Here is an 18,036-nt window from a genome sequence, read left to right as displayed (position 1 = left end):
AGAAAGACCATATGACAATTCTCGCAATCTCCGGCCTGATCCGCCCCATGCTCGAACACCGCTTGCCCGAAGGCCTCGACGTGCGCTGGTTCATGTCGGCGGAAGAAGCCCGCGAAGCCGTGGCCGACGCGGAAATCGGTTGGTTCGACATGAACGACAAAGACGCGATGGCCGAGACCCTGCGCGCGGCGAAAAAGCTCAAGTGGCTCAATTCGATCTACGCCGGGCTCGATTTCCTTCCCATGGACGTGCTGATCGAGCGCGGGATCACCGTCACCAACGGGGCGGGGATCAACGCGATCACCATCGCCGAATATGTGGCGATGGGGATGCTCAACATCGCCAAGGGGTACCGCGATGTGGTGCGCGCGCAGGAGCGCCGCGAATGGCTGCTCGATTCGCCCGGCAAGCGCGAGCTTGCGGGATCGAAGGCGCTGCTGCTGGGCTATGGCGCGATCGGCAAGCTGATTGAGCCGCGTTTGGCGGCGTTTGACGTTGATGTCAGCGTCGTGCGGCGCACGCCGGGGGAAAACACACTCGGGCCCGATGAATGGCGCGCGCGGCTGGGTGAGTTCGACTGGATCATCCTCGCCGTCCCCGCCACGCCCGAAACCGAAGGCATGATCGGGGCTGCGGAGCTGGCGGCGATGAAGTCCGATGCCGTCATCGTTAACATTGCCCGCGGCAGTGTGATCGATCAGCCCGCGCTGGTCGAAGCGCTTGAAAAGAAGGCCATCGGTGGGGCGTTCCTCGACGTCACCTCGCCCGAGCCGCTGCCCGCCGATCACCCGCTGTGGGCGCTCGATAACGCGCATATCTCGATGCACCTGTCGGGCCGCGCGCAGAGCAAGATGTTCCTGCGCAGCGGCGACCGTTTCCTCGACAATCTCGGGAATTATCTGCGCGGGGAGCCGGTCGCACCGGTGTTCGATCCGCGCCTCGGTTACTGATCGCCTCCACCCGACATTGCGGCTGTGCGCTTTGGCGCTTTTCTGCAATACCTGTTGCAGTCGCTGCGCCATCACGCAGCAGTCACAGACGCGCGCTATCCATCTTGGGGGCGGGTAGCGCGGCGGAATATCAGCCGGGGGAATGATCGCAGCATAGGGGGGATTTGCGAACATGAGCGACACACAGAAAGCTTCGGACCTGTTCATCAAGTGTCTTGAGGCCGAGGGCGTCGAGTACATCTTCGGGGTGCCGGGTGAAGAGAACCTCGATTTCCTCGAAAGCCTCTCGAAGTCCGACAAAATCAAGCTGATCCTCACCCGCCATGAACAGGGCGCGGGCTTCATGGCCGCGACCTATGGCCGCCACACCGGCAAGACCGGGGTGTTCCTCGCCACATTGGGGCCGGGGGCGACCAACATGGTGACCGCGGTCGCCTATTCGCAGCTCGGCGGGATGCCGACTCTGGCGATCACCGGGCAGAAGCCGATCAAGAAATCGAAACAGGGCCGGTTCCAGATCCTCGACGTGGTCGCGATGATGAGCCCGATCACCAAATACGCTCACCAGCTCGCCAGCGCCGACAATATCCCGAGCCGCGTACGGGAGGCGATCCGGCTGGCGGAAGAGGAAAAGCCGGGTGCGGTCCACCTCGAATTCCCCGAAGACATTGCCGAGGAACAGACCGCCAGCCAACCAATCCCCGCCAGCTTGGCGCGGCGTCCTTCGGCTGAGGAAAAGGCCGTGCGTCAGGCCGTGCTGGCGATCGAGGGGGCGAAGGCCCCGATCCTCGTGATCGGCGCGGGCGCGAATCGCAAAATGACCGGACGGATGCTGCGCCAGCTGATCGACAAGACCGGCATTCCCTTTGTTACCACCCAGATGGGCAAGGGCGTGGTCGATGAACGCCACCCGCTGTTCCTCGGCTGCGCAGCGCTGTCCGCCGGCGACTTCGTCCACCGCGCGATCCAGGACGCCGACTGCATCGTCAATATCGGCCACGATGTGATCGAAAAGCCGCCCTTCTTCATGCAGGCGGGCGGGCCGACGGTGATCCACTTGTCGACCCGCACAGCCGAGGTTGACCCGGTCTACTTCCCGCAGATCGAGGTGATCGGCGATATCGCCAACGCGATCTGGCAGATCAAGGAAGACATCGTCCCGCAAGGCCGCTGGGACTTCCGCCGGATGCTGGAATACCGCGCGGCCGAAGTCGCCCACACCGCGCCGCTCGCCGCTGATACGCGCTTCCCGATCTTTCCGCCGCATCTCGTGCAGCAGGTGCGCGGGGCGATGCCCGAGGACGGGATCATCTGCCTCGACAACGGGGTGTACAAGATCTGGTTCGCGCGCGGCTACAGCGCCTACCTGCCCAACACCGTGCTGCTCGACAATGCGCTGGCGACGATGGGCGCGGGGCTGCCGAGCGCAATGATGTCGTCCATGCTCTACCCGGACCGCAAGGTCATGGCGATCTGCGGCGATGGCGGGTTCATGATGAACTCGCAGGAGATGGAGACCGCAGTGCGGCTTGGCCTCAATCTCACCGTGCTGATCCTGCGCGACGATGCCTACGGGATGATCCGCTGGAAGCAGGCCAACATGGGTTTTGCCGATTTCGGCCTCACCTATGGCAATCCCGACTTCGTGAAATATGCCGAAAGCTACGGCGCGATCGGGCATCGGGTGACATCGTCCGAACACCTCACGGACCTGCTCGAGCATTGCCTCAGCACGCCCGGAGTGCATCTGATCGATTGCCCGGTTGACTATACCGAGAACGATCAGATCCTGAACCACGATATCAAGCGACTGAGCAAAGAGCTTTAGGCCGCTCTTGCCTCGTCATTGCGACGAGCGCAGCGACGCGGCAATCCAGAGCCAAGCGCGATCCGCCCTGGATTGCTTCGCTACGCTCGCAATGACGATTGGAGGGATGTGATGCCCCAGCTCAAAGCCACCTACCCGCTCTACCTCAACAACAAGCCGGTGCAGCCCAACACCGATCTCGCAGTGACCGACAAATACACCGGCGAGGTCGCCTTTCGCACCGCGCTGGCGACACCCGATGTGATCGAGGAAGCCATCGCCGGGGCCGTACGCGCGGCGGAACCGATGGCGCGGCTGGCGTCGTATGAGAAGCAGGGCGTGCTGATGCACTGCGTGGCGCGGTTCAAGGAACGTTTCGATGAACTCGCCTATGCGCTGTGCGTCGAGGCGGGCAAGCCGATCAAGGATGCCGAGGGCGAGGTCACGCGCCTGATCGACACCTTCCGCATCGCCGCCGAGGAGTCGGTCAGGAACTACGGTGAAGTCCAGCCACTCGATATCTCGGCGCGGGCCAAGGGTTACATGGGGATGTGGAAGCGCGTGCCGATCGGGCCGTGCAGCTTCATCTCGCCGTTCAACTTCCCGCTGAACCTCGCCGCGCACAAGATCGCCCCCGCGATTGCCGTGGGCTGCCCCTTCGTGATGAAGCCCGCGTCCAAGACCCCGCTGGGCGCGATCATCATGGGCGAGGTACTAGCCGAATGCGATGTGCTGCCGGAGGGTGCGTTCTCGATCCTTCCAGCCAGCCGCGACGGGGCGGATATGTTCACGCAGGACGAGCGGCTGAAGCTGCTCAGCTTCACCGGCTCGCCCGGCGTGGGCTGGGATCTGAAGGCCAAGGCCGGCAAGAAGAAGGTCGTGCTCGAACTCGGCGGCAATGCGGCGGTGATCATCGACAAGGACGCCGATCTGGCGGACGCTTTGGAGCGGGTGATCTTCGGTGCGTTCTATCAATCGGGCCAGTCGTGCATCGGGGTGCAGCGCATCCTGATCCACGATCAGGTTTACGATGCCTTCAAGGCGATGTTGGTCGCCAAGGCCAAAACGCTGGTCGCGGGCGATCCCAAGGACCGCGACACCTTTATCGGCCCGATGATTTCCGACGGCGAGGCCAAGCGCCTCAAGGGTTGGATCGACGAGGCGGTGGAGGCCGGTGCGACCTTGCTGTGCGGCGGCGGGCTGAGCCGTGGCAATATGCTCGAAGCGACCCTGCTCGAAAGCGTGCCCGATGATGCCAAGGCCAAGAACGAGGAAGCTTTCGGCCCGCTCGCCATCCTGCAACGCTTCACCCATTTCGATGCAGCGCTGGATGAGGTGAACAATTCGAAGTTCGGCCTCCAGGCGGGCATCTTCACCCGCGACCTGTTCCAGATGTTCGACGCGTGGGACCGGCTTGAGGTTGGCGGCGTGGTGATCAACGATGTGCCGAGCTACCGGGTCGACAACATGCCCTATGGCGGGGTGAAGGACTCAGGTCTTGGCCGCGAAGGTGTGCGCTTCGCGATGGAGGACATGAGCGAGATCCGCAATCTGGTGGTGCGGCGGACTTAGTCCTCCCCCGGTGTGGGAGGATACTCACCCCTCCTCCAGCAGCAGCAGCACCGCTGTCACTTCCAACCGCTCCATCGCGCCGAAGCGGTGATCGACCGCGCTGATTGTCGCATCGGCGACCAGTTGGCCGGGGAGGGTGAATTCGTGATCGGGTAGCTGCTCGATCAACGCCTCTCCCGCTGCGACGGTGTCCGCGCCGCAGAACTCTATCACCACCTCGTGGCGCGTGCCCGCGAAGGTGATCGAAGCCCAAGCGGTTTCCGTATGGGCAAGCACCGTCCCGCTCCCGCCCGTGAGGCCCAACAGCGCGGCCCGGACGCGGTCAGCCAAGGTGCGGCGGGGGCGCAGGGCGGCGACCGATTTGACCTCAAGGGAATCGCAATCGGCGAAGATGTGCGCGAACGGATCGCGCAAGCTTTCGGTCAGCATCATGCAGCCTCCCGCGTGCAGGCAGTGGCGCGATCGGCATAGCCCTGCATCCATGCGCGAATGCGCAATTCGGTATCGGGGCGGGGGATGCGCCCCATCCGCAGGTCGAGCACAAAGCGCGGGTCATGGGCCGCGAGCCGCCCGAACTTGGTGGCGGGCATGGCATGGGTCCGCAGGAAGGTTTCTATGGTCCGAAGCAGCATGGTGTCGCGTCCCTTTTATAGTGCTGTTTGGGTTGGCATTCACCGGGCGATTCGCCTGATGTTCTTTATTTGTTCCACCCCATTTCCTACTTGTCTAGGAAAAATCCTTCGTGTAGGATAATCGCATGCAGGAAACCCGACAGAAGTCACGTGATGCGATAACTGGCCCGCGTGCGCGGCTGCTCGAATTGTCACAGGCGAGGGGGGTGAGCTTGGCAGCTCTGTCCGAGCTTCTTGGACGCAATCCCAGCTATCTTCAGCAGTTTATCCGCAAAGGTAGCCCCCGAAAGCTGGAGGAGCAGGACCGGGCGACGCTGGCCCGCTTCCTCGGCATCGGGGAAGAGGAGCTGCGGGAGGCGCAGGAAAATTCCTACGCGAAAGCCCCTATGCGCCGTGGGGCCGGCGACTGGCTCGAGGTGCCCCGGCTTGATCTCGGCGCGTCAGCGGGGCCGGGGCGGATCGCGGGCGGTGAGGCCGCCTTCGACACCTTCCGCTTCTCGCGCCGCTGGCTGGAAGAACAGGGCCTCGCCCGCGCGCAGCTCTCCGCGATCCGGGTCGAGGGGGACTCGATGGAGCCGCTGCTGAATGACGGGGACGAAATCCTCGTCGATTGCAGCCCGCTTCCGTTTCGTGACGGCATCCATGTGGTGCGGCTGGGCGAAACCCTGATGGTAAAGCGCGTGGCGAGCGCGGGGGCAGGGCGACTGGCGCTGCTCTCGCAGAACTTTGCCTACCCGCCGGTCGAGGTGGCGGCGGATGAGGTGGCGATTATCGGCCGGGTTGTTTGGAAAGGGGGGCGGGTGTGATGTCGCTCTCCATCGCTCCCCCATCCTGGGTCAGGCCCGAGGCAGGGGAGCGATGGCGGGTCTTGCAATTGGCTTCGGCTCTCGCCATCCCTCGCCCATGACCGACACCCCTAAGCCCACGCCCCCCATGCGCGCCGCGATCATCCCGGTGACGCCGCTTCAGCAGAACTGCTCGCTGATCTGGTGCACCGCTACCATGAAAGGCGCGTTGGTCGATCCGGGCGGGGATCTCGACAAGCTCAAGGAGGGCGTCGCCAAGGCGGGTGTCACGCTGGAGAAGATCCTCGTCACCCACGGGCATCTCGACCATTGCGGGCAGGCGGGGATGCTGGCGGAGGAGCTGGGCCTCGATATCGAAGGCCCGCATGAAGATGACCGCTTCTGGATCGACCAGTTGGACGATGACGGGCCGCGCTGGGGGATGGTCGCGAAAAGCTTTACCCCGACCCGCTGGCTCAAACACGGCGATACAGTGACGGTGGGCGAGTTGACGCTCGACGTGATCCACTGCCCCGGCCACACGCCCGGCCATGTGGTGTTCTTCCACGAACCCAGCCGCTTCGCGATCGTGGGCGATGTGCTGTTCCAGGGGAGCATCGGCCGCACCGACTTTCCCAAGGGCAACCATCAAGACCTGATCGACTCGATCACCCAGCGTCTCTGGCCGCTTGGCGAGGACGTGATGTTCATCCCCGGCCACGGCCCGACGAGCACCTTCGGGCGCGAGCGGAAGACGAATGCGTTTGTCAGCGATTACGCGCTGAGCTGATGAAAGTCCCTCCCCGTCCTGAAAGGATGGGGAGGTGTCGCCGCGTAGCGGTGACGGAGGGGTAATCCGTTGCCGCCTTCTCCCCCTCCGTCAGCCCTGCGGGCTGCCACCTCCCCATTCGCGAGCGAACGGGGAGGGACGAGCGAGTTACATCACCCCCGCTGCCACCAGCACCGCGACCACCGCAAGGCCAAGCTGCACCAGCATCGTCGTCAGCGTGCCGATCATCCGGCCAACCTGCGCCTTGCCGCCGTCCATGCCGAAGCCGTGCGCGATCCGGCCCAGGAAATAGGCCGCCGCGACATAGGCCAACCACCAGCTGCCGCGGCCGGCCAGCTCGATGGCGGCGATCAGCACCAGCACGAAGCCGGTGTTCTCGACATAGTTCAATTGCGCCCGCATCCGGCGTTGCAGCGCCTCGCTCCCGCCGTCGCCGACGCTGATCTGGAGCGCGGTGCGCAGCGCGCCGATGCGAATCCCCAGCCAGATGTTGAGCACAGCAGCCGCCGCCGCTGCGGCGAGCGTTACAGGAAGCACGGTCATGTTGAGATCCCCTCATTTATGTGACCACGGTGCTAGGGCGCGCCAGCGCGGGTTGCAACGTGCGATTTTTCCGCTATAGCGCGCGCCTTCCCGCCACTGCTGGCCAAGGAATGCGCGCACGTGCTGATGCTTGTGCGGGCGGCTTCCTTGCCCTAAGGGCGGCCTTCGAGAATCATGGCGCCGGTGGCGCGAACACACGTATTATTTGAGGAATTGGTGCCACCATGGCTGTCCCCAAGAGAAAAGTATCGCCTTCCCGTCGCGGCATGCGTCGTTCGCACGACGCACTCAAGGTTGAAGCATTTCATGAATGCGGCAACTGCGGTGAGCTGAAGCGCCCGCACAACATCTGCGGCCACTGCGGCCACTACAACGGGCGTCAGGTCGTCGCCGTCGGCTGATTGCCGGTGGCCCGAACCATAGACCGGAGCAACGCATCATGAGCCTCCCGCGTATCGCTGTCGATGCGATGGGGGGCGATGAAGGCGTGCGCGTGATGATCGAAGGTGCGGCGCTCGCCCGCCGCGATCATGACAGCTTCAATTTCCTGCTGGTTGGTGACGGCCAGCGGATCGAGGCGGCGCTGGAAAACCACCCCAATCTGCGGGCGGCCTCCGAAATCCTCCATTGCGATGATGTGGTGGGCGGCGATGAGCTGCCCAGCAAGGCGATTCGCCGCGCCAAAACGACCAGCATGGGCCTTGCGGTCAATGCGGTGAAGACCGGCGATGCCGGCGCCGCGGTCAGCGCAGGCAATACCGGCGCGCTGATGGCGATGAGCAAGCTCGCGCTGCGCACCATGCCGGGGATTGATCGCCCCGCGCTCGCCGCGATCATGCCGACCTTGCAGGCGCATGATGTGGTGATGCTGGATCTGGGCGCCAACACCGAGGCGGATGCCCGCAACCTCGTACAATATGCCGTGATGGGCGCGGCCTATTCGCGGATCGTCACCGGCTTTGAGAAGCCGGTCGTCCGGCTGCTCAACATCGGCACCGAAGAGATCAAGGGCACCGAAGAACTGCGCGATGCGGCCGCGATGCTCACCGCCGCTTCGCTGGGCGGAACGCTGGCGCTGCAATTCGACGGCTTTGTCGAAAGCGACAAGATCAACCGCGGCGAAACCCACGTGGTGGTGACCGACGGCTTTTCCGGCAATATCGCGCTGAAGGCGATCGAGGGTTCGGCGCGCTTCGTCACCGATCTGCTGCGCCAGGCCTTTACGTCCTCGCTGCGCTCCAAGATCGGCTTTTTGGTCTCGCGCCCGGCGACCGAGCTTTTGAAGCACCACCTCGATCCGAACAACCACAATGGCGCGGTGTTCCTCGGCCTCAATGGTGTGGTGGTGAAGAGCCACGGCAGCGCGACGGCCAAGGGCGTGGCCCATGCGGTTGCGGTGACCGCGCGCCTGCTCGAAAACAAGCTGACCGAGCGGATCGCGCATGACTTGTCGCAACTGGGCGAGGAAACCCTGCGCAAGAACGGTCGCGGTGCCGCGTCCAAGGACAGCGAGACTCCTGCGTGAACGGTTCGCGGATACTCGGAACGGGGTCGGCGCTTCCCCGCAGGGTGGTCACCAATGCCGAACTCGCTGAGCGAGTCGACACCTCGGATGAATGGATCACTGCGCGCACCGGCATCCGCCAGCGCCACGTTGCCGGACCCGATGAGACCACCGCCACGCTGGCGACAGCCGCCGCCCGGGCGGCGCTCGCCGATGCGGGTGTGGACGCGACCAGCATCGACCTGATCGTGCTCGCCACCGCGACGCCCGACAACACCTTCCCCGCCACCGCCACCAAGGTGCAGGACTCGCTGGGTTGCAATGGCGGGATCGCCTTCGATGTCGCCGCGGTCTGCTCGGGCTTTCTCTATGCCCTGAGCGTCGCCGATTCGCTGCTCAAGACCGGGATGGCGAAGCGCGCGCTGGTGATCGGCGCGGAAACTTTCAGCCGTATCCTCGATTGGGAAGACCGCACCACCTGCGTGCTGTTCGGTGACGGGGCAGGGGCCGTGGTGCTCGACGCGCCCGGCACCGACAATGCGGGCAAGGATGCGCCCGGGATCCTGTGCAGCCGGCTCCATGCCGATGGTGCGCAGCATGACCTGCTCTATGTCGATGGCGGACCTTCGACCACGCAGACTGTGGGCCATGTCCGCATGAAAGGCCCCGAAGTATTCCGCCACGCGGTGGTGAACCTGGCCGCTGTTTTACGGGAAGTGATTGACGAAGCCGGTGTTTCTGTCGACGCGATCGACTGGGTCGTGCCGCACCAGGCCAATGCCCGGATCCTTGATGCGACGGCGAAAAAGCTCGGCATTGCGCCCGACAAGGTGGTCATCACGGTCGACCGCCACGCCAACACCTCGGCCGCATCCGTGCCGCTGGCGCTGGACGTCGCCCGCAAGGACGGGCGGATCAAGGCGGGCGATCTGGTGATGCTCGAAGCGATGGGCGGCGGCTTTACCTGGGGTGCGAGCCTGATCCGGATGTAAGCTGCGCGGGCGCACACTGTCCCGTTCACTAACACTATTGCTGAAAACTCTACATTACGCGGGGCATCGCGTTGCAAAATCGCAGGAAATTTGTAAGCTTTACGTCTTCTTTCGGGTCGCGCCGCGAAGGAGAATACGCATGATGCGTTCCGTTGGCACTTTGACTCGCGCCGATCTGGCGGAGACTATCAATCGCAAGATGGGATTCAGCCGCGCTGAATCGCTCGATATGGTTGAAGCGATCCTCGACAAGATGAGCGATGCGCTCTCGCGGGGAGAGAACGTCAAGATTTCTGGCTTTGGCAGCTTCGTGCTGCGTGACAAGAATGAGCGGATCGGCCGCAATCCCAAGACCGGGATCGAAGTGCCGATCACGCCGCGCCGGGTGATGACCTTCCGCGCTAGCCAGCTGCTCAAGGAACGCATTTCCAAAGGCTAACGGGCCAGGGAATCATGCGAACAGGTGAGGTTTGATGACCGCTTTCGACGACGGCAAAGACGATAGCGCCCTGCGCACCATCGGCGAAGTCAGCGAGGCGCTGGGCATCAAACCTCACGTCCTGCGCTATTGGGAAGCACAGTTCCCGCTGCTCAAGCCGCTGAAGCGCAGCGGAGGGCGGCGCTATTACCGCCCCACAGATGTCGCGCTGGTCGAAACCATCAACCGGCTGGTCAACCGCGAAGGCTATACCCTCAAGGGCGCCGAAGCGGTGCTGCGGTCAGCGAGCAAATCCGATCTCGACCGCCGCAGGGATGACCGCCGCAGCGGGGATCGCAGGGTCGACGGTGATCCTGATGGCGCACTCGGCGTACGGCTGATGGTGACCGAGAGCCCCGATATGGCCGAAACCATCGCCGCCCTGAAGTCGATCCGCGCTCGGTTGGCGGCGGCGCTGGAGGCTTGAGCCCTACTCCGCCGCGAGCAGCGCGGCTTCTCCCAGATCGACGCTGACGAGGCGCGAGACGCCCTTTTCCGCCATTGTTACGCCGAACAGGCGGTGCATCCGGCTCATTGTCACCGCGTTGTGCGTGACAATCAGGTAGCGGGTGGTGGCAGCGCGGACCATCGAGTCGAGCAGATCGCAGAAGCGTTCGACATTGGCGTCATCCAAAGGCGCATCGACTTCGTCGAGGACGCAGATCGGCGCGGGGTTGGTGAGGAACAGCGCGAAGATCAGCGCCGTCGCCGTCAGCGCCTGCTCGCCGCCGGACAGCAGGGATAGCGATTGCAACCGCTTGCCGGGCGGCTGGGCGTAGATTTCGAGGCCAGCTTCCAGTGGATCGTCGCTGTCGATCAATGCGAGATGCGCGGCTCCGCCTTCGAACAGGCGGGTGAACAGCACGCGGAAATGGCCGTCGACCTCCTCGAACGCGGCGCGCAGCCGTTCTCTGCCTTCGCGGTTGAGGCTGCCGATTGAGCCACGCAGCCGAGCGATGGCTTCGACCAATTCCGCCTGTTCCTCGGCGCTGGTGCCGTGCTCGGTCTCGATCCGGGCGAGTTCGTCGGCAGCGACCAGATTGACCGGCCCGATGCGTTCGCGCGCGGCGGTCAGCTTTTCCAGTTCAGCGGATTCATCCGCTGCGGGGGCGAGATCGCCCTCTGCAAAGCCGAAACGTTCGCCCAGCAAAGGCGGCGGGCATTGGAAGCGCTCGCCCGAGATGCGCGCCATTTCGGCGCGGCGCAGTTCCTCGTTCTCGGCGCGGGCGGCGAGGCTGGCGCGGCTTTCGCGGGCTTGGGCGAGGGTTTCGGTTCGCGCGGCCAGTGCCATGTCGGCGGCGCGCTGACGGGCTTCGGCCTCGCGCATCACGGCTTCGGCTGCGGCGAGATCGGCGGTGATCCGCGCGCGCGCTTCTTCGCCTGCTTCGATTTCCGCTGTGAGCGCGGCGGGCTTGGCCGCGTGGACGGCGTGATCCTCGGCGATTTCCGCGAGGCGGCGGGTGGTCTCGGCCATGCGCCGCTCGGCGTCGGAGGAGCGCGCCTGCCAGCCGGCGTGATCGGCGGCTTGCGCGGCGAGCCGTTCGCGCGCGACTGCCAGCGCCTGATCCTGCGCGGCGAGTTCGGCAAGCGCGGCCTGCACTGCGGCGCGGGCGGCAGCGTTCTTGGCCTGCGCGGCTTCGAGCGCGGCGCGCTCGGCATCGCGGGCGGGCAGACGTTCGCGGGCATTGCGGGCGGCTGTCACGTCGGCCTTGGCCGCGGCAATCTGCGCCTCGATCTCGCTGGCGCTGGCGGCCAGTTCGGCGAGGCGGGCGGCGAGGCGTTCCTTGGCGGCTTCGGCCTGATCGAGCCGGCGAAGCGCGTGGCGCTCGGCTTCGATTCCGCCCGCGATGCCGCGCTCCTGCGCGACCAACGCGGTCTGCAAGTGGCTGAGTTCCTCGCGCAACGCCTTGTCTTCGGCCTCGGCACGGGCGGCCGCTTCGCGCAAGGGCGGTAGGGCGGCATCCAATTCCGCAAAGCGATTGGCGGCTTCGAGCTGTGCGGCTTCAGCAGCCCCTTCACCGCGCGCGACGAAGCCGTCCCAGCGGCGCAGGTGCCCGGCGCGGGTCACCAGCCATTCGCCGCGGGAGAGGGCGCGGCCATCATCCGCCTCGACGCAATGCACCAGTGCAAGGCGGGCAGCGAGCTCGGCGGGGCATTCCTTGAGGTGCGAGAGCAGGCTGTCGGCGACCGCAGGGGGCGTCGCGGCGGCCCCCGTCCAGAACCGTCCGTCCTGCGCAGCGGCAGGCGCGCCCAGCGGCGACTTGCCATCGCGGCCCAGCACGGCGGCGAGCGCGCGTTCGTAGCCCTGCGCGACGCTCACCCGGTCGAGCGCGGTGGCCATGCCCTGCCGCCCGGCTTCGCGCTTGGCGCGGGCTTCGCGGTCGCGGGCCAGCGCCGTATGCTCTCGTTCGATCCCGGCGAGTTCAGCGCGGGCCGCAGCGAGCGCGCTGGCGGCGTCATCGCGCTGCGCCTGCAATTCGCCCTTGCGCGCCTGATCGGCGGTCAGCCGGGCGCGCAGGCGAACGACTTCGCTCGCCGCGTCCTCAGCAGCTTCGCGCGCGGCGATCACGTCGGCCTCCGGGTCGCAGCTGGCGGCAAGATCGCTGCGTGCGCGGGCAATGCGCGCCGCTTCCCCTTCGATGCGGGCGAGGCGCTGATCCGCCTGCTCCACCGCCGCTTCGGCCACGCGCCATTCGGCCTCGACCCCCGCGTGATCGGCGGTGGCTTTCGCCAAGGCGAGTTCGGCGGCGCGGTGCGCGCGTTCGCGGTCTTCGGCCTTTTCGGCAAGGGCAGGGCGCGCGGCTTCGGCGTCGCTCACAGCGGCACGGCTGGCGGCGAGTTCACCTGTCAGCCGCCCAAGCGCTTCGACCGCTGCCGAGGTCAGCCGGTCGGCATCGGCGCGGTCTTCCTCCAGCCGCTTCTGCTGGCGGGCGAGATCGGCGAGGCGCGTTTCGGCGGCCTCCATTTTCTCGGCGAGTGCTGCCATGCGGTGCCCATGCGCACTGGCATCATCGCGCCGGTCGGCCAACTCATCGCGCGCTTCGGCCAGAGCATGGGCGGCGGCGGCCTGTTCTTTCTGAGCCACTTCGACCGCGCTCTGCGCCTCGGTGACCTGCGCGGTGGCGGTCTCGGCCGCAGCGCGCGCCGCTTTTGCCGCGGCCGCTGCCTCGCGCCAGCGGGCGAACAGCAGACGGGCTTCGGCGGCCTGGATCTTGTGGGTGAGTTCGGTGTAGCGTTCGGCCTGCTTGGCCTGCCGCCGCAGCGATGCGATCTGCGCGTCGAGCCCGGCCATCAGGTCTTCCAAGCGGGCGAGGTTCGCTTCGGCTGCCCTCAGCTTGCTCTCGGCATCCTTGCGCCGGACGTGGAGGCCCGCAATTCCGGCGGCCTCCTCCAGCATCGCGCGGCGTTCGGCCGGCTTGGCGGCGATCACCTGTGCGATTTTGCCCTGACTGACCAGCGCGGGGGAATGCGCCCCGGTGGCGGCATCGGCGAAGGTCAGCGCGACATCCTTGGCCCGGACATCGCGGCCGTTGACCCGGTAGGCGGAGCCCGCGCCGCGCTCGATCCGGCGGGTGACAACCAGCTCCTCCCCCGCATCATCCTGCGCGTGGAGCACCACTTCGGCAAAATCGCGCGGGGGGCGGGTCGAGGTGCCCGCGAAGATCACATCCTCCATTCCGCCCGAGCGCATCGACTTGGCCGAGGTTTCCCCCATGACCCAGCGGATCGCTTCGAGCAGATTGGATTTGCCGCAGCCATTGGGACCGACAACGCCGGTCAGGCCGGGTTCAATGCGCAATTCCGCCGGCTCGACGAAGCTCTTGAAACCGCTGAGCTTGAGCCGGTGGATCTGCATCAGGCTGACGTTCGCCCCCGCCCGTCGGCCTTAGCGCGCGCCCGCGCTCTTGAGCAGCGGCTCGACCACTTCCCAGGTCGTGCCGTCGATCTTCTTGCCGTTGAGGAAGAAGGTCGGAGTGCCCTCGATCTTGTCGTTGGTGTTGTTGGCTTCGACGGTCTTCACCAGCGCTTCGATCTTGGCGGTATCGGCCAGACAGGCGCGGCCCTGATCGGCGGAGAGCCCGCGCGCGGCGAAGAATTCGAGCAGCCCGGTCGCCTCGGCAATTGCGACAAAGCGCTGATTGAGCGGCAATTGCCCGGCGGCCTGCACGGCTTGCGGATTGCCCTGCAGCCTGGCGAACACCGCATCGAGGTTCTGCCACACTTCATCCGAGAGCGGCTGCATCTGCTCCTTGGCTCCGCACTGGGCGAGGCCGGCGATCACCACGTCGAAGGGATTGAGAAACGCCTCGCGCTGTTCGAAGCTGACAACGCCGCTGGCGACATACTGGTTCTTGAGCGTTTCCTTGCCGGTCTTGGCGAATTCGGCGCAGTGCGAACAGGTGTGCGAGGCATATTCCACCAGCTTCAAGGGCGCATCGGGGTTGCCGAGCAGGAAGCCGCCCTCCGGTGTGACGGTGACCGTCTCGGTCCACTTGGTGCCGGCCGGAGCGGCGATTGCGGGCAGCGGCTCGCCATTCGCGGCGCCGTCGGCGGTGGCGGCATCGTCGCAGGCGGCCAGCATCAGCGGTGCAAGCGCAAGCAGGGGGAGCGAAAACAGGCGGGAGACAGTCATCGTGGCACCAATCCTTGGGATGTCTAAGAGGGAGAACCTAGCCCCTTACGCCCCGATGCAGCAAGCACCCAGCAGTGAGGCTGTGAACAATTCGCTCAGCCGGTCGCGGGGCTGAATTTGGCCGAGAGCACCGGGTAGAGATCTTCCCAGCTGTGAACCTCATTAAGCAGCTTGCCATCGAGCGCGAAACTGGGCGTGCTGTTGACGCCAAGCTCGTTGAAATCCGCGCGGCCATTGTCGAGCAATTGCTTGGCGGCGGCATCATTCATCACGCAGGCATCGAGCTCGGATTGCGACTGGCCGCGGTTGACGAGCATCGTCGTCAGCCCGAGCGCGCTGGCCGCGTTCATCCGGCCCGCCTTGTCGCCCCGCAGCCAGGCCGCGCGTTGGCTTTCAGGCGCGCCACGCGCCTTGCCGAGCCAATCGGCCTGCGCCAGCATCAGCGCCTGATGGCGGCCCTTGAACCCGGACGGATCGCCGCATTGGGCGAGCAAAGTGACGGTCAGGTCGAGCGCGTTGCGGATCACCGGGCGCACTTCCAGGCTGATCTTACCCGGCATCAGCAGCACCAGCTCCAGCGCCGGTTCGCCGCGCGCGGCAAAATCGGCGCAGTGCGGGCAGGTATAGCTGATGAATTCGACCAGCTTCGTATCCGCCTTGGGATCGCCGATCAGGTGCCCACGATCCGTGCGCGCAATCGTGCTTTGCCAGTTGCCGGGATTGTCCTTTGACTGGAAGCTGCTGTCCGGGCGCGAAAGGTCTTGCTGCGCGAGCGCGGGGCCGGTCGTCAAAGCCAGCGCAGCAGCGGCAAGGAGGAGGGGCTTGATCATTGCGGGTCGTTTTCCTGTGAGGGGGCAGGTTCGCTATTGCCGAGACTGCGGGCGAGCGATTCGAGCACGGTGCGCAGTTCGGGATCGCCGATATCGCGCAAGCTGTCGCCCAATTCCAGCGGGATCGGCTTCAATGAGGGCGGAGGCTTGGCGGGGCGGCCATCGGGCGGCGGCGTGACCGCGCCCTGGCGCAGCTTGACGCGGGCGACGGCGCGGTAGCCGAAGAAGCGGTTCACCCGCTCGATAATCTCGGGGATGACCTGCGTGATGAGCGGCGCATGGGCCGGGACCACCACCAGATCGAGGATGCCTTCCGCCTTCTCGCCGGGAGGAAAGCGGATCGCTTCGGGGCTGCACACGCGGGCGTGATTGGGGCCGACGATCTCGGGCCAGCGGGTGACGACCGAGCTTTGCACAAAGCCGAAGCGGCGGAAGGCGGTGCGGCCGATTTCGGGCATCAGATCACCGATCGCGCGCGCGCCTGTCCCGCGCGGGCGGGCGTAGGGTTTGGGCGTGGTTTTCTTCGAGCTTCCCATGTGTGCTTGCCCCATGCCATAGGCCGCGCGTGACTGCCAGCATCTCCGACAACCTGCTCGCATGGTATGACAAGCACGCCCGCGATCTGCCGTGGCGCGTGCCGCCGGGCAGCGCGGCGCCGAATGACCCTGCCTTCCCCTACCGCGTGTGGCTGTCCGAGGTGATGCTCCAGCAGACCACGGTAGCCGCAGTAAAGCCGTACTTCGCGAAATTCACCGCGACCTGGCCCACGGTCGAGGCGCTGGCATCGGCCTCTGAGGAGGAGGTCATGGCGGCTTGGGCCGGGCTGGGGTATTATTCGCGCGCCCGCAACCTGCTCAAATGCGCCCGCGCCGTGGCCGAGTTGGGCCGCTTCCCGGACACCGAGGCGGAACTGCGGAAGCTCCCCGGATTGGGCGATTATACCGCCGCCGCCATTGCAGCGATTGCTTTCGGGCGGCGCGCGGTGGTGGTGGACGCCAATGTCGAGCGGGTGGTGGCGCGACTGTTCGCGATCGACGAACCGCTGCCCAAGGCGCGCAAGGCCATTCGCGCCGCCGCCGACACGATCATGCCGGACGCGCGGTCGAGCGACTTTGCGCAAGCGATGATGGACCTCGGTTCTCATATCTGCACCAGCCGCGCGCCGCGCTGCCTGCTCTGCCCGCTGGCCGAAGCCTGCGCGGGCCGCAAGGCGGGCGAGCCGGAGCGCTTGCCGGTCAAGCCTGCGAAAAAGGCTGTGCCTGAGCGTCAGGGCATGGCGTTCTGGATCACCCGCGCCAGCGGCTCCGAGGTGTGGCTCGTCACCCGGCCCGGCACCGGGATGCTTGGCGGGATGCGCGCACTGCCCGATGATGGCTGGACCGCGCGCGCGGATGGATCAGGCGCGGGACCGCTCGCAGGCGAATGGCGCAGCCTTGGCGCGGTAAGGCATGGTTTCACCCATGCGCAATTGACGCTGACGGTGATGGCTCTGGAAACAGCACAGGAACCGGACGGCGAGGGCGTCTGGTGGCCGGTCAGTCAGATTGGCGATGCGGGCCTCGCGACCCTGTTCGCCAAGGCTGCGCAGCTTGCGCTCGCCGCAGCCTAGATGAGGCCGCCGCCCAGCGTCAGACGCACGGCGGCAATCAGCAGCACCACGAGGCAGAAATTGCGACCACCATCCTTGGACGACAAGGCGCCAAGGATGATCCCGACCACGATCAGCGGCAGCGCGAACCAGTTGGCCCAGCCGAGCAGAGGAATCTGTGCCGGAATGACGATGATCAGGCTGACGAGGCCGATGAGATAGGCAAGAACATTGAACATGTGTCTTATATGCGCAAGACACCTTGCGATTGCAACCCTTCCGATTGACCCCACGATTGACCGGCGCCGCCACCTGCCGCAGACACTGCACCAAACCTCGCTTCGGAGATTCTCCTTCATGCCTGTTCACGACATCGCCTCGACCGCTCTCTCGCGCCGCGCCCTGTTTCGTCATAGCGCGCTGCTCGCTGGTGGGGCGGCGCTGGCCAGCCTGCCGTTTGGCCGTCAGCTGCTCGCCCATGATGTGGCGGAAAACTGGCCGAATGTCGCGGCGATGGCGAACCGTTATGTGTCGGAACGCAAGCTGGCGAACCTGCTCCTGACCTTCGGCTGGGGGCAGGAGGATCACGCCCACACCGTCGGCGGCGGCAACCTGTCGCTCGCCAAGCCGGGGGCGGTGGATGAAAACTCGCTCTATCGCATCTATTCGATGTCGAAGCCGATCACCGGCATGGCGACGATGATCCTGATCGACGAAGGCAAGCTAGGCCTCGATCAGCCGGTCGCAGAGATCCTGCCCGCGTTCCGTGACATGAGGGTGCTGGTCGATCCGGCAGGCGACCTTCAGAACACGGTGCCCGCAGACCGGCCGATCACGATCCGCCAGCTGCTGACGCACACTGCGGGGCTCGGCTATCAGATTATCAGCAAGGGCCCGCTTCAGGCGGCCTATAACGAACAGGGGCTTGTGGG

20 protein-coding genes are annotated in these 18,036 nt (G+C 65.7%); 12 read left to right on the top strand and 8 right to left on the bottom strand.

The window, feature by feature from the left end; all coding sequences use genetic code 11:
• Positions 1-11: 11 nt before the first annotated feature.
• The 3 genes from GVM20_RS14415 (at position 12) to GVM20_RS14405 (ending at position 4,329) form a co-directional block, all read left to right on the top strand.
• On the top strand, positions 12-950 hold the full coding sequence (locus tag GVM20_RS14415; protein ID WP_166547887.1) for a D-2-hydroxyacid dehydrogenase: 939 nt from the start codon (positions 12-14) through the stop codon (positions 948-950).
• A gap of 172 nt (positions 951-1,122) precedes the next feature.
• Positions 1,123-2,778, top strand: a complete 1,656-nt coding sequence (locus GVM20_RS14410; protein ID WP_166547886.1) for an acetolactate synthase large subunit — start codon at positions 1,123-1,125, stop codon at positions 2,776-2,778.
• Between the two features lie 111 nt (positions 2,779-2,889).
• Positions 2,890-4,329, top strand: coding sequence for an aldehyde dehydrogenase family protein (locus GVM20_RS14405; RefSeq protein ID WP_166547885.1), 1,440 nt, complete (start codon positions 2,890-2,892; stop codon positions 4,327-4,329).
• Between the two features lie 24 nt (positions 4,330-4,353).
• Here GVM20_RS14405 and GVM20_RS14400 read toward each other — a convergent pair whose 3' ends face one another.
• Positions 4,354-4,761 carry a hypothetical protein gene (locus tag GVM20_RS14400; protein WP_166547884.1) on the bottom strand — a complete coding sequence of 136 codons (408 nt, stop codon included), beginning with the start codon at positions 4,759-4,761 and terminating at the stop codon, positions 4,354-4,356.
• Complete coding sequence (locus GVM20_RS14395) at positions 4,758-4,961, bottom strand: hypothetical protein (protein ID WP_166547883.1); 204 nt, start codon at positions 4,959-4,961, stop codon at positions 4,758-4,760. Before GVM20_RS14395 ends, GVM20_RS14400 begins: the two co-directional genes overlap by 4 nt.
• Positions 4,962-5,086: 125 nt before the next feature.
• On the opposite strand from GVM20_RS14395, the gene GVM20_RS14390 reads away from it, so the two are divergent.
• On the top strand, positions 5,087-5,767 hold the full coding sequence (locus GVM20_RS14390) for a S24 family peptidase (protein ID WP_166547882.1): 681 nt from the start codon (positions 5,087-5,089) through the stop codon (positions 5,765-5,767).
• A 127-nt stretch (positions 5,768-5,894) separates the two neighbouring features.
• Positions 5,895-6,536, top strand: a complete 642-nt coding sequence (locus GVM20_RS14385; RefSeq protein WP_166547916.1) for an MBL fold metallo-hydrolase — start codon at positions 5,895-5,897, stop codon at positions 6,534-6,536.
• Positions 6,537-6,683: 147 nt separating this feature from the next.
• On the opposite strand, the gene GVM20_RS14380 is transcribed toward GVM20_RS14385, so the two are convergent.
• Positions 6,684-7,079, bottom strand: coding sequence for an MAPEG family protein (locus GVM20_RS14380; protein ID WP_166547881.1), 396 nt, complete (start codon positions 7,077-7,079; stop codon positions 6,684-6,686).
• Positions 7,080-7,303: 224 nt separating this feature from the next.
• On the opposite strand from GVM20_RS14380, the gene rpmF reads away from it, so the two are divergent.
• From rpmF to GVM20_RS14355, 5 genes are all read left to right on the top strand, one after another.
• Positions 7,304-7,480: a 50S ribosomal protein L32 gene (rpmF, locus tag GVM20_RS14375; RefSeq protein WP_160761386.1), complete on the top strand. Its 177-nt coding sequence runs from the start codon at positions 7,304-7,306 to the stop codon at positions 7,478-7,480.
• 38 nt (positions 7,481-7,518) lie between these two features.
• Positions 7,519-8,604 carry a phosphate acyltransferase PlsX gene (gene plsX / locus GVM20_RS14370; RefSeq protein ID WP_166547880.1) on the top strand — a complete coding sequence of 362 codons (1,086 nt, stop codon included), beginning with the start codon at positions 7,519-7,521 and terminating at the stop codon, positions 8,602-8,604.
• Complete coding sequence (locus GVM20_RS14365) at positions 8,601-9,575, top strand: beta-ketoacyl-ACP synthase III (protein WP_166547879.1); 975 nt, start codon at positions 8,601-8,603, stop codon at positions 9,573-9,575. Before plsX ends, GVM20_RS14365 begins: the two co-directional genes overlap by 4 nt.
• Positions 9,576-9,714: 139 nt before the next feature.
• Positions 9,715-10,014: an integration host factor subunit alpha gene (locus tag GVM20_RS14360; protein ID WP_199799634.1), complete on the top strand. Its 300-nt coding sequence runs from the start codon at positions 9,715-9,717 to the stop codon at positions 10,012-10,014.
• A 34-nt stretch (positions 10,015-10,048) separates the two neighbouring features.
• Entirely contained in the window at positions 10,049-10,480 is a 432-nt protein-coding gene (locus GVM20_RS14355) for a MerR family transcriptional regulator (protein WP_166547878.1), read from the top strand.
• A gap of 3 nt (positions 10,481-10,483) precedes the next feature.
• On the opposite strand, the gene smc is transcribed toward GVM20_RS14355, so the two are convergent.
• From smc to GVM20_RS14335, 4 genes are all read right to left on the bottom strand, one after another.
• Positions 10,484-13,909, bottom strand: a complete 3,426-nt coding sequence (smc, locus tag GVM20_RS14350; RefSeq protein ID WP_166547877.1) for a chromosome segregation protein SMC — start codon at positions 13,907-13,909, stop codon at positions 10,484-10,486.
• A gap of 30 nt (positions 13,910-13,939) precedes the next feature.
• Positions 13,940-14,686, bottom strand: a complete 747-nt coding sequence (locus GVM20_RS14345; RefSeq protein WP_166547876.1) for a thioredoxin domain-containing protein — start codon at positions 14,684-14,686, stop codon at positions 13,940-13,942.
• A gap of 95 nt (positions 14,687-14,781) precedes the next feature.
• A complete protein-coding gene (locus tag GVM20_RS14340) occupies positions 14,782-15,516 on the bottom strand; it encodes a DsbA family protein (protein WP_166547875.1) in 735 nt (244 codons plus the stop codon).
• Entirely contained in the window at positions 15,513-16,067 is a 555-nt protein-coding gene (locus GVM20_RS14335; protein ID WP_166547874.1) for a DUF721 domain-containing protein, read from the bottom strand. The genes GVM20_RS14340 and GVM20_RS14335 overlap by 4 nt, the downstream gene beginning before the upstream one ends.
• 14 nt (positions 16,068-16,081) lie before the next feature.
• Between GVM20_RS14335 and GVM20_RS14330 the strand changes: the two genes are divergently transcribed.
• Entirely contained in the window at positions 16,082-17,125 is a 1,044-nt protein-coding gene (locus tag GVM20_RS14330) for an A/G-specific adenine glycosylase (protein WP_166547873.1), read from the top strand.
• Here the strand turns inward: GVM20_RS14330 and GVM20_RS14325 are convergent.
• Positions 17,122-17,343 carry a hypothetical protein gene (locus tag GVM20_RS14325; RefSeq protein ID WP_166547872.1) on the bottom strand — a complete coding sequence of 74 codons (222 nt, stop codon included), beginning with the start codon at positions 17,341-17,343 and terminating at the stop codon, positions 17,122-17,124. The genes GVM20_RS14330 and GVM20_RS14325 overlap by 4 nt on opposite strands.
• 118 nt (positions 17,344-17,461) lie before the next feature.
• Between GVM20_RS14325 and GVM20_RS14320 the strand changes: the two genes are divergently transcribed.
• Positions 17,462-18,036 (top strand): serine hydrolase domain-containing protein (locus GVM20_RS14320; protein ID WP_166547871.1); only part of this gene is annotated, 575 nt, incomplete at its 3' end.

The organism is Porphyrobacter sp. SLTP (assembly GCF_009905735.1).
GTDB lineage: Bacteria > Pseudomonadota > Alphaproteobacteria > Sphingomonadales > Sphingomonadaceae > Erythrobacter.
Note: the sequence above shows the minus strand (reverse complement) of the source record. Positions and strands in the feature narration are given on the sequence as shown.

Bases quoted from the DNA above. Each gene is read 5' to 3' on its own strand.
- GVM20_RS14415 (WP_166547887.1), top strand. From the start codon at position 12: ATGACAATTCTCGCAATCTCCGGCCTGATCCGCCCCATGCTCGAACAC.
- GVM20_RS14410 (WP_166547886.1), top strand. From the start codon at position 1,123: ATGAGCGACACACAGAAAGCTTCGGACCTGTTCATCAAGTGTCTTGAG.
- GVM20_RS14405 (WP_166547885.1), top strand. From the start codon at position 2,890: ATGCCCCAGCTCAAAGCCACCTACCCGCTCTACCTCAACAACAAGCCG.
- GVM20_RS14400 (WP_166547884.1), bottom strand. From the start codon at position 4,761: ATGATGCTGACCGAAAGCTTGCGCGATCCGTTCGCGCACATCTTCGCC.
- GVM20_RS14395 (WP_166547883.1), bottom strand. From the start codon at position 4,961: ATGCTGCTTCGGACCATAGAAACCTTCCTGCGGACCCATGCCATGCCC.
- GVM20_RS14390 (WP_166547882.1), top strand. From the start codon at position 5,087: ATGCAGGAAACCCGACAGAAGTCACGTGATGCGATAACTGGCCCGCGT.
- GVM20_RS14385 (WP_166547916.1), top strand. From the start codon at position 5,895: ATGCGCGCCGCGATCATCCCGGTGACGCCGCTTCAGCAGAACTGCTCG.
- GVM20_RS14380 (WP_166547881.1), bottom strand. From the start codon at position 7,079: ATGACCGTGCTTCCTGTAACGCTCGCCGCAGCGGCGGCGGCTGCTGTG.
- rpmF (WP_160761386.1), top strand. From the start codon at position 7,304: ATGGCTGTCCCCAAGAGAAAAGTATCGCCTTCCCGTCGCGGCATGCGT.
- plsX (WP_166547880.1), top strand. From the start codon at position 7,519: ATGAGCCTCCCGCGTATCGCTGTCGATGCGATGGGGGGCGATGAAGGC.
- GVM20_RS14360 (WP_199799634.1), top strand. From the start codon at position 9,715: ATGATGCGTTCCGTTGGCACTTTGACTCGCGCCGATCTGGCGGAGACT.
- GVM20_RS14355 (WP_166547878.1), top strand. From the start codon at position 10,049: ATGACCGCTTTCGACGACGGCAAAGACGATAGCGCCCTGCGCACCATC.
- smc (WP_166547877.1), bottom strand. From the start codon at position 13,909: ATGCAGATCCACCGGCTCAAGCTCAGCGGTTTCAAGAGCTTCGTCGAG.
- GVM20_RS14345 (WP_166547876.1), bottom strand. From the start codon at position 14,686: ATGACTGTCTCCCGCCTGTTTTCGCTCCCCCTGCTTGCGCTTGCACCG.
- GVM20_RS14340 (WP_166547875.1), bottom strand. From the start codon at position 15,516: ATGATCAAGCCCCTCCTCCTTGCCGCTGCTGCGCTGGCTTTGACGACC.
- GVM20_RS14335 (WP_166547874.1), bottom strand. From the start codon at position 16,067: ATGGGGCAAGCACACATGGGAAGCTCGAAGAAAACCACGCCCAAACCC.
- GVM20_RS14325 (WP_166547872.1), bottom strand. From the start codon at position 17,343: ATGTTCAATGTTCTTGCCTATCTCATCGGCCTCGTCAGCCTGATCATC.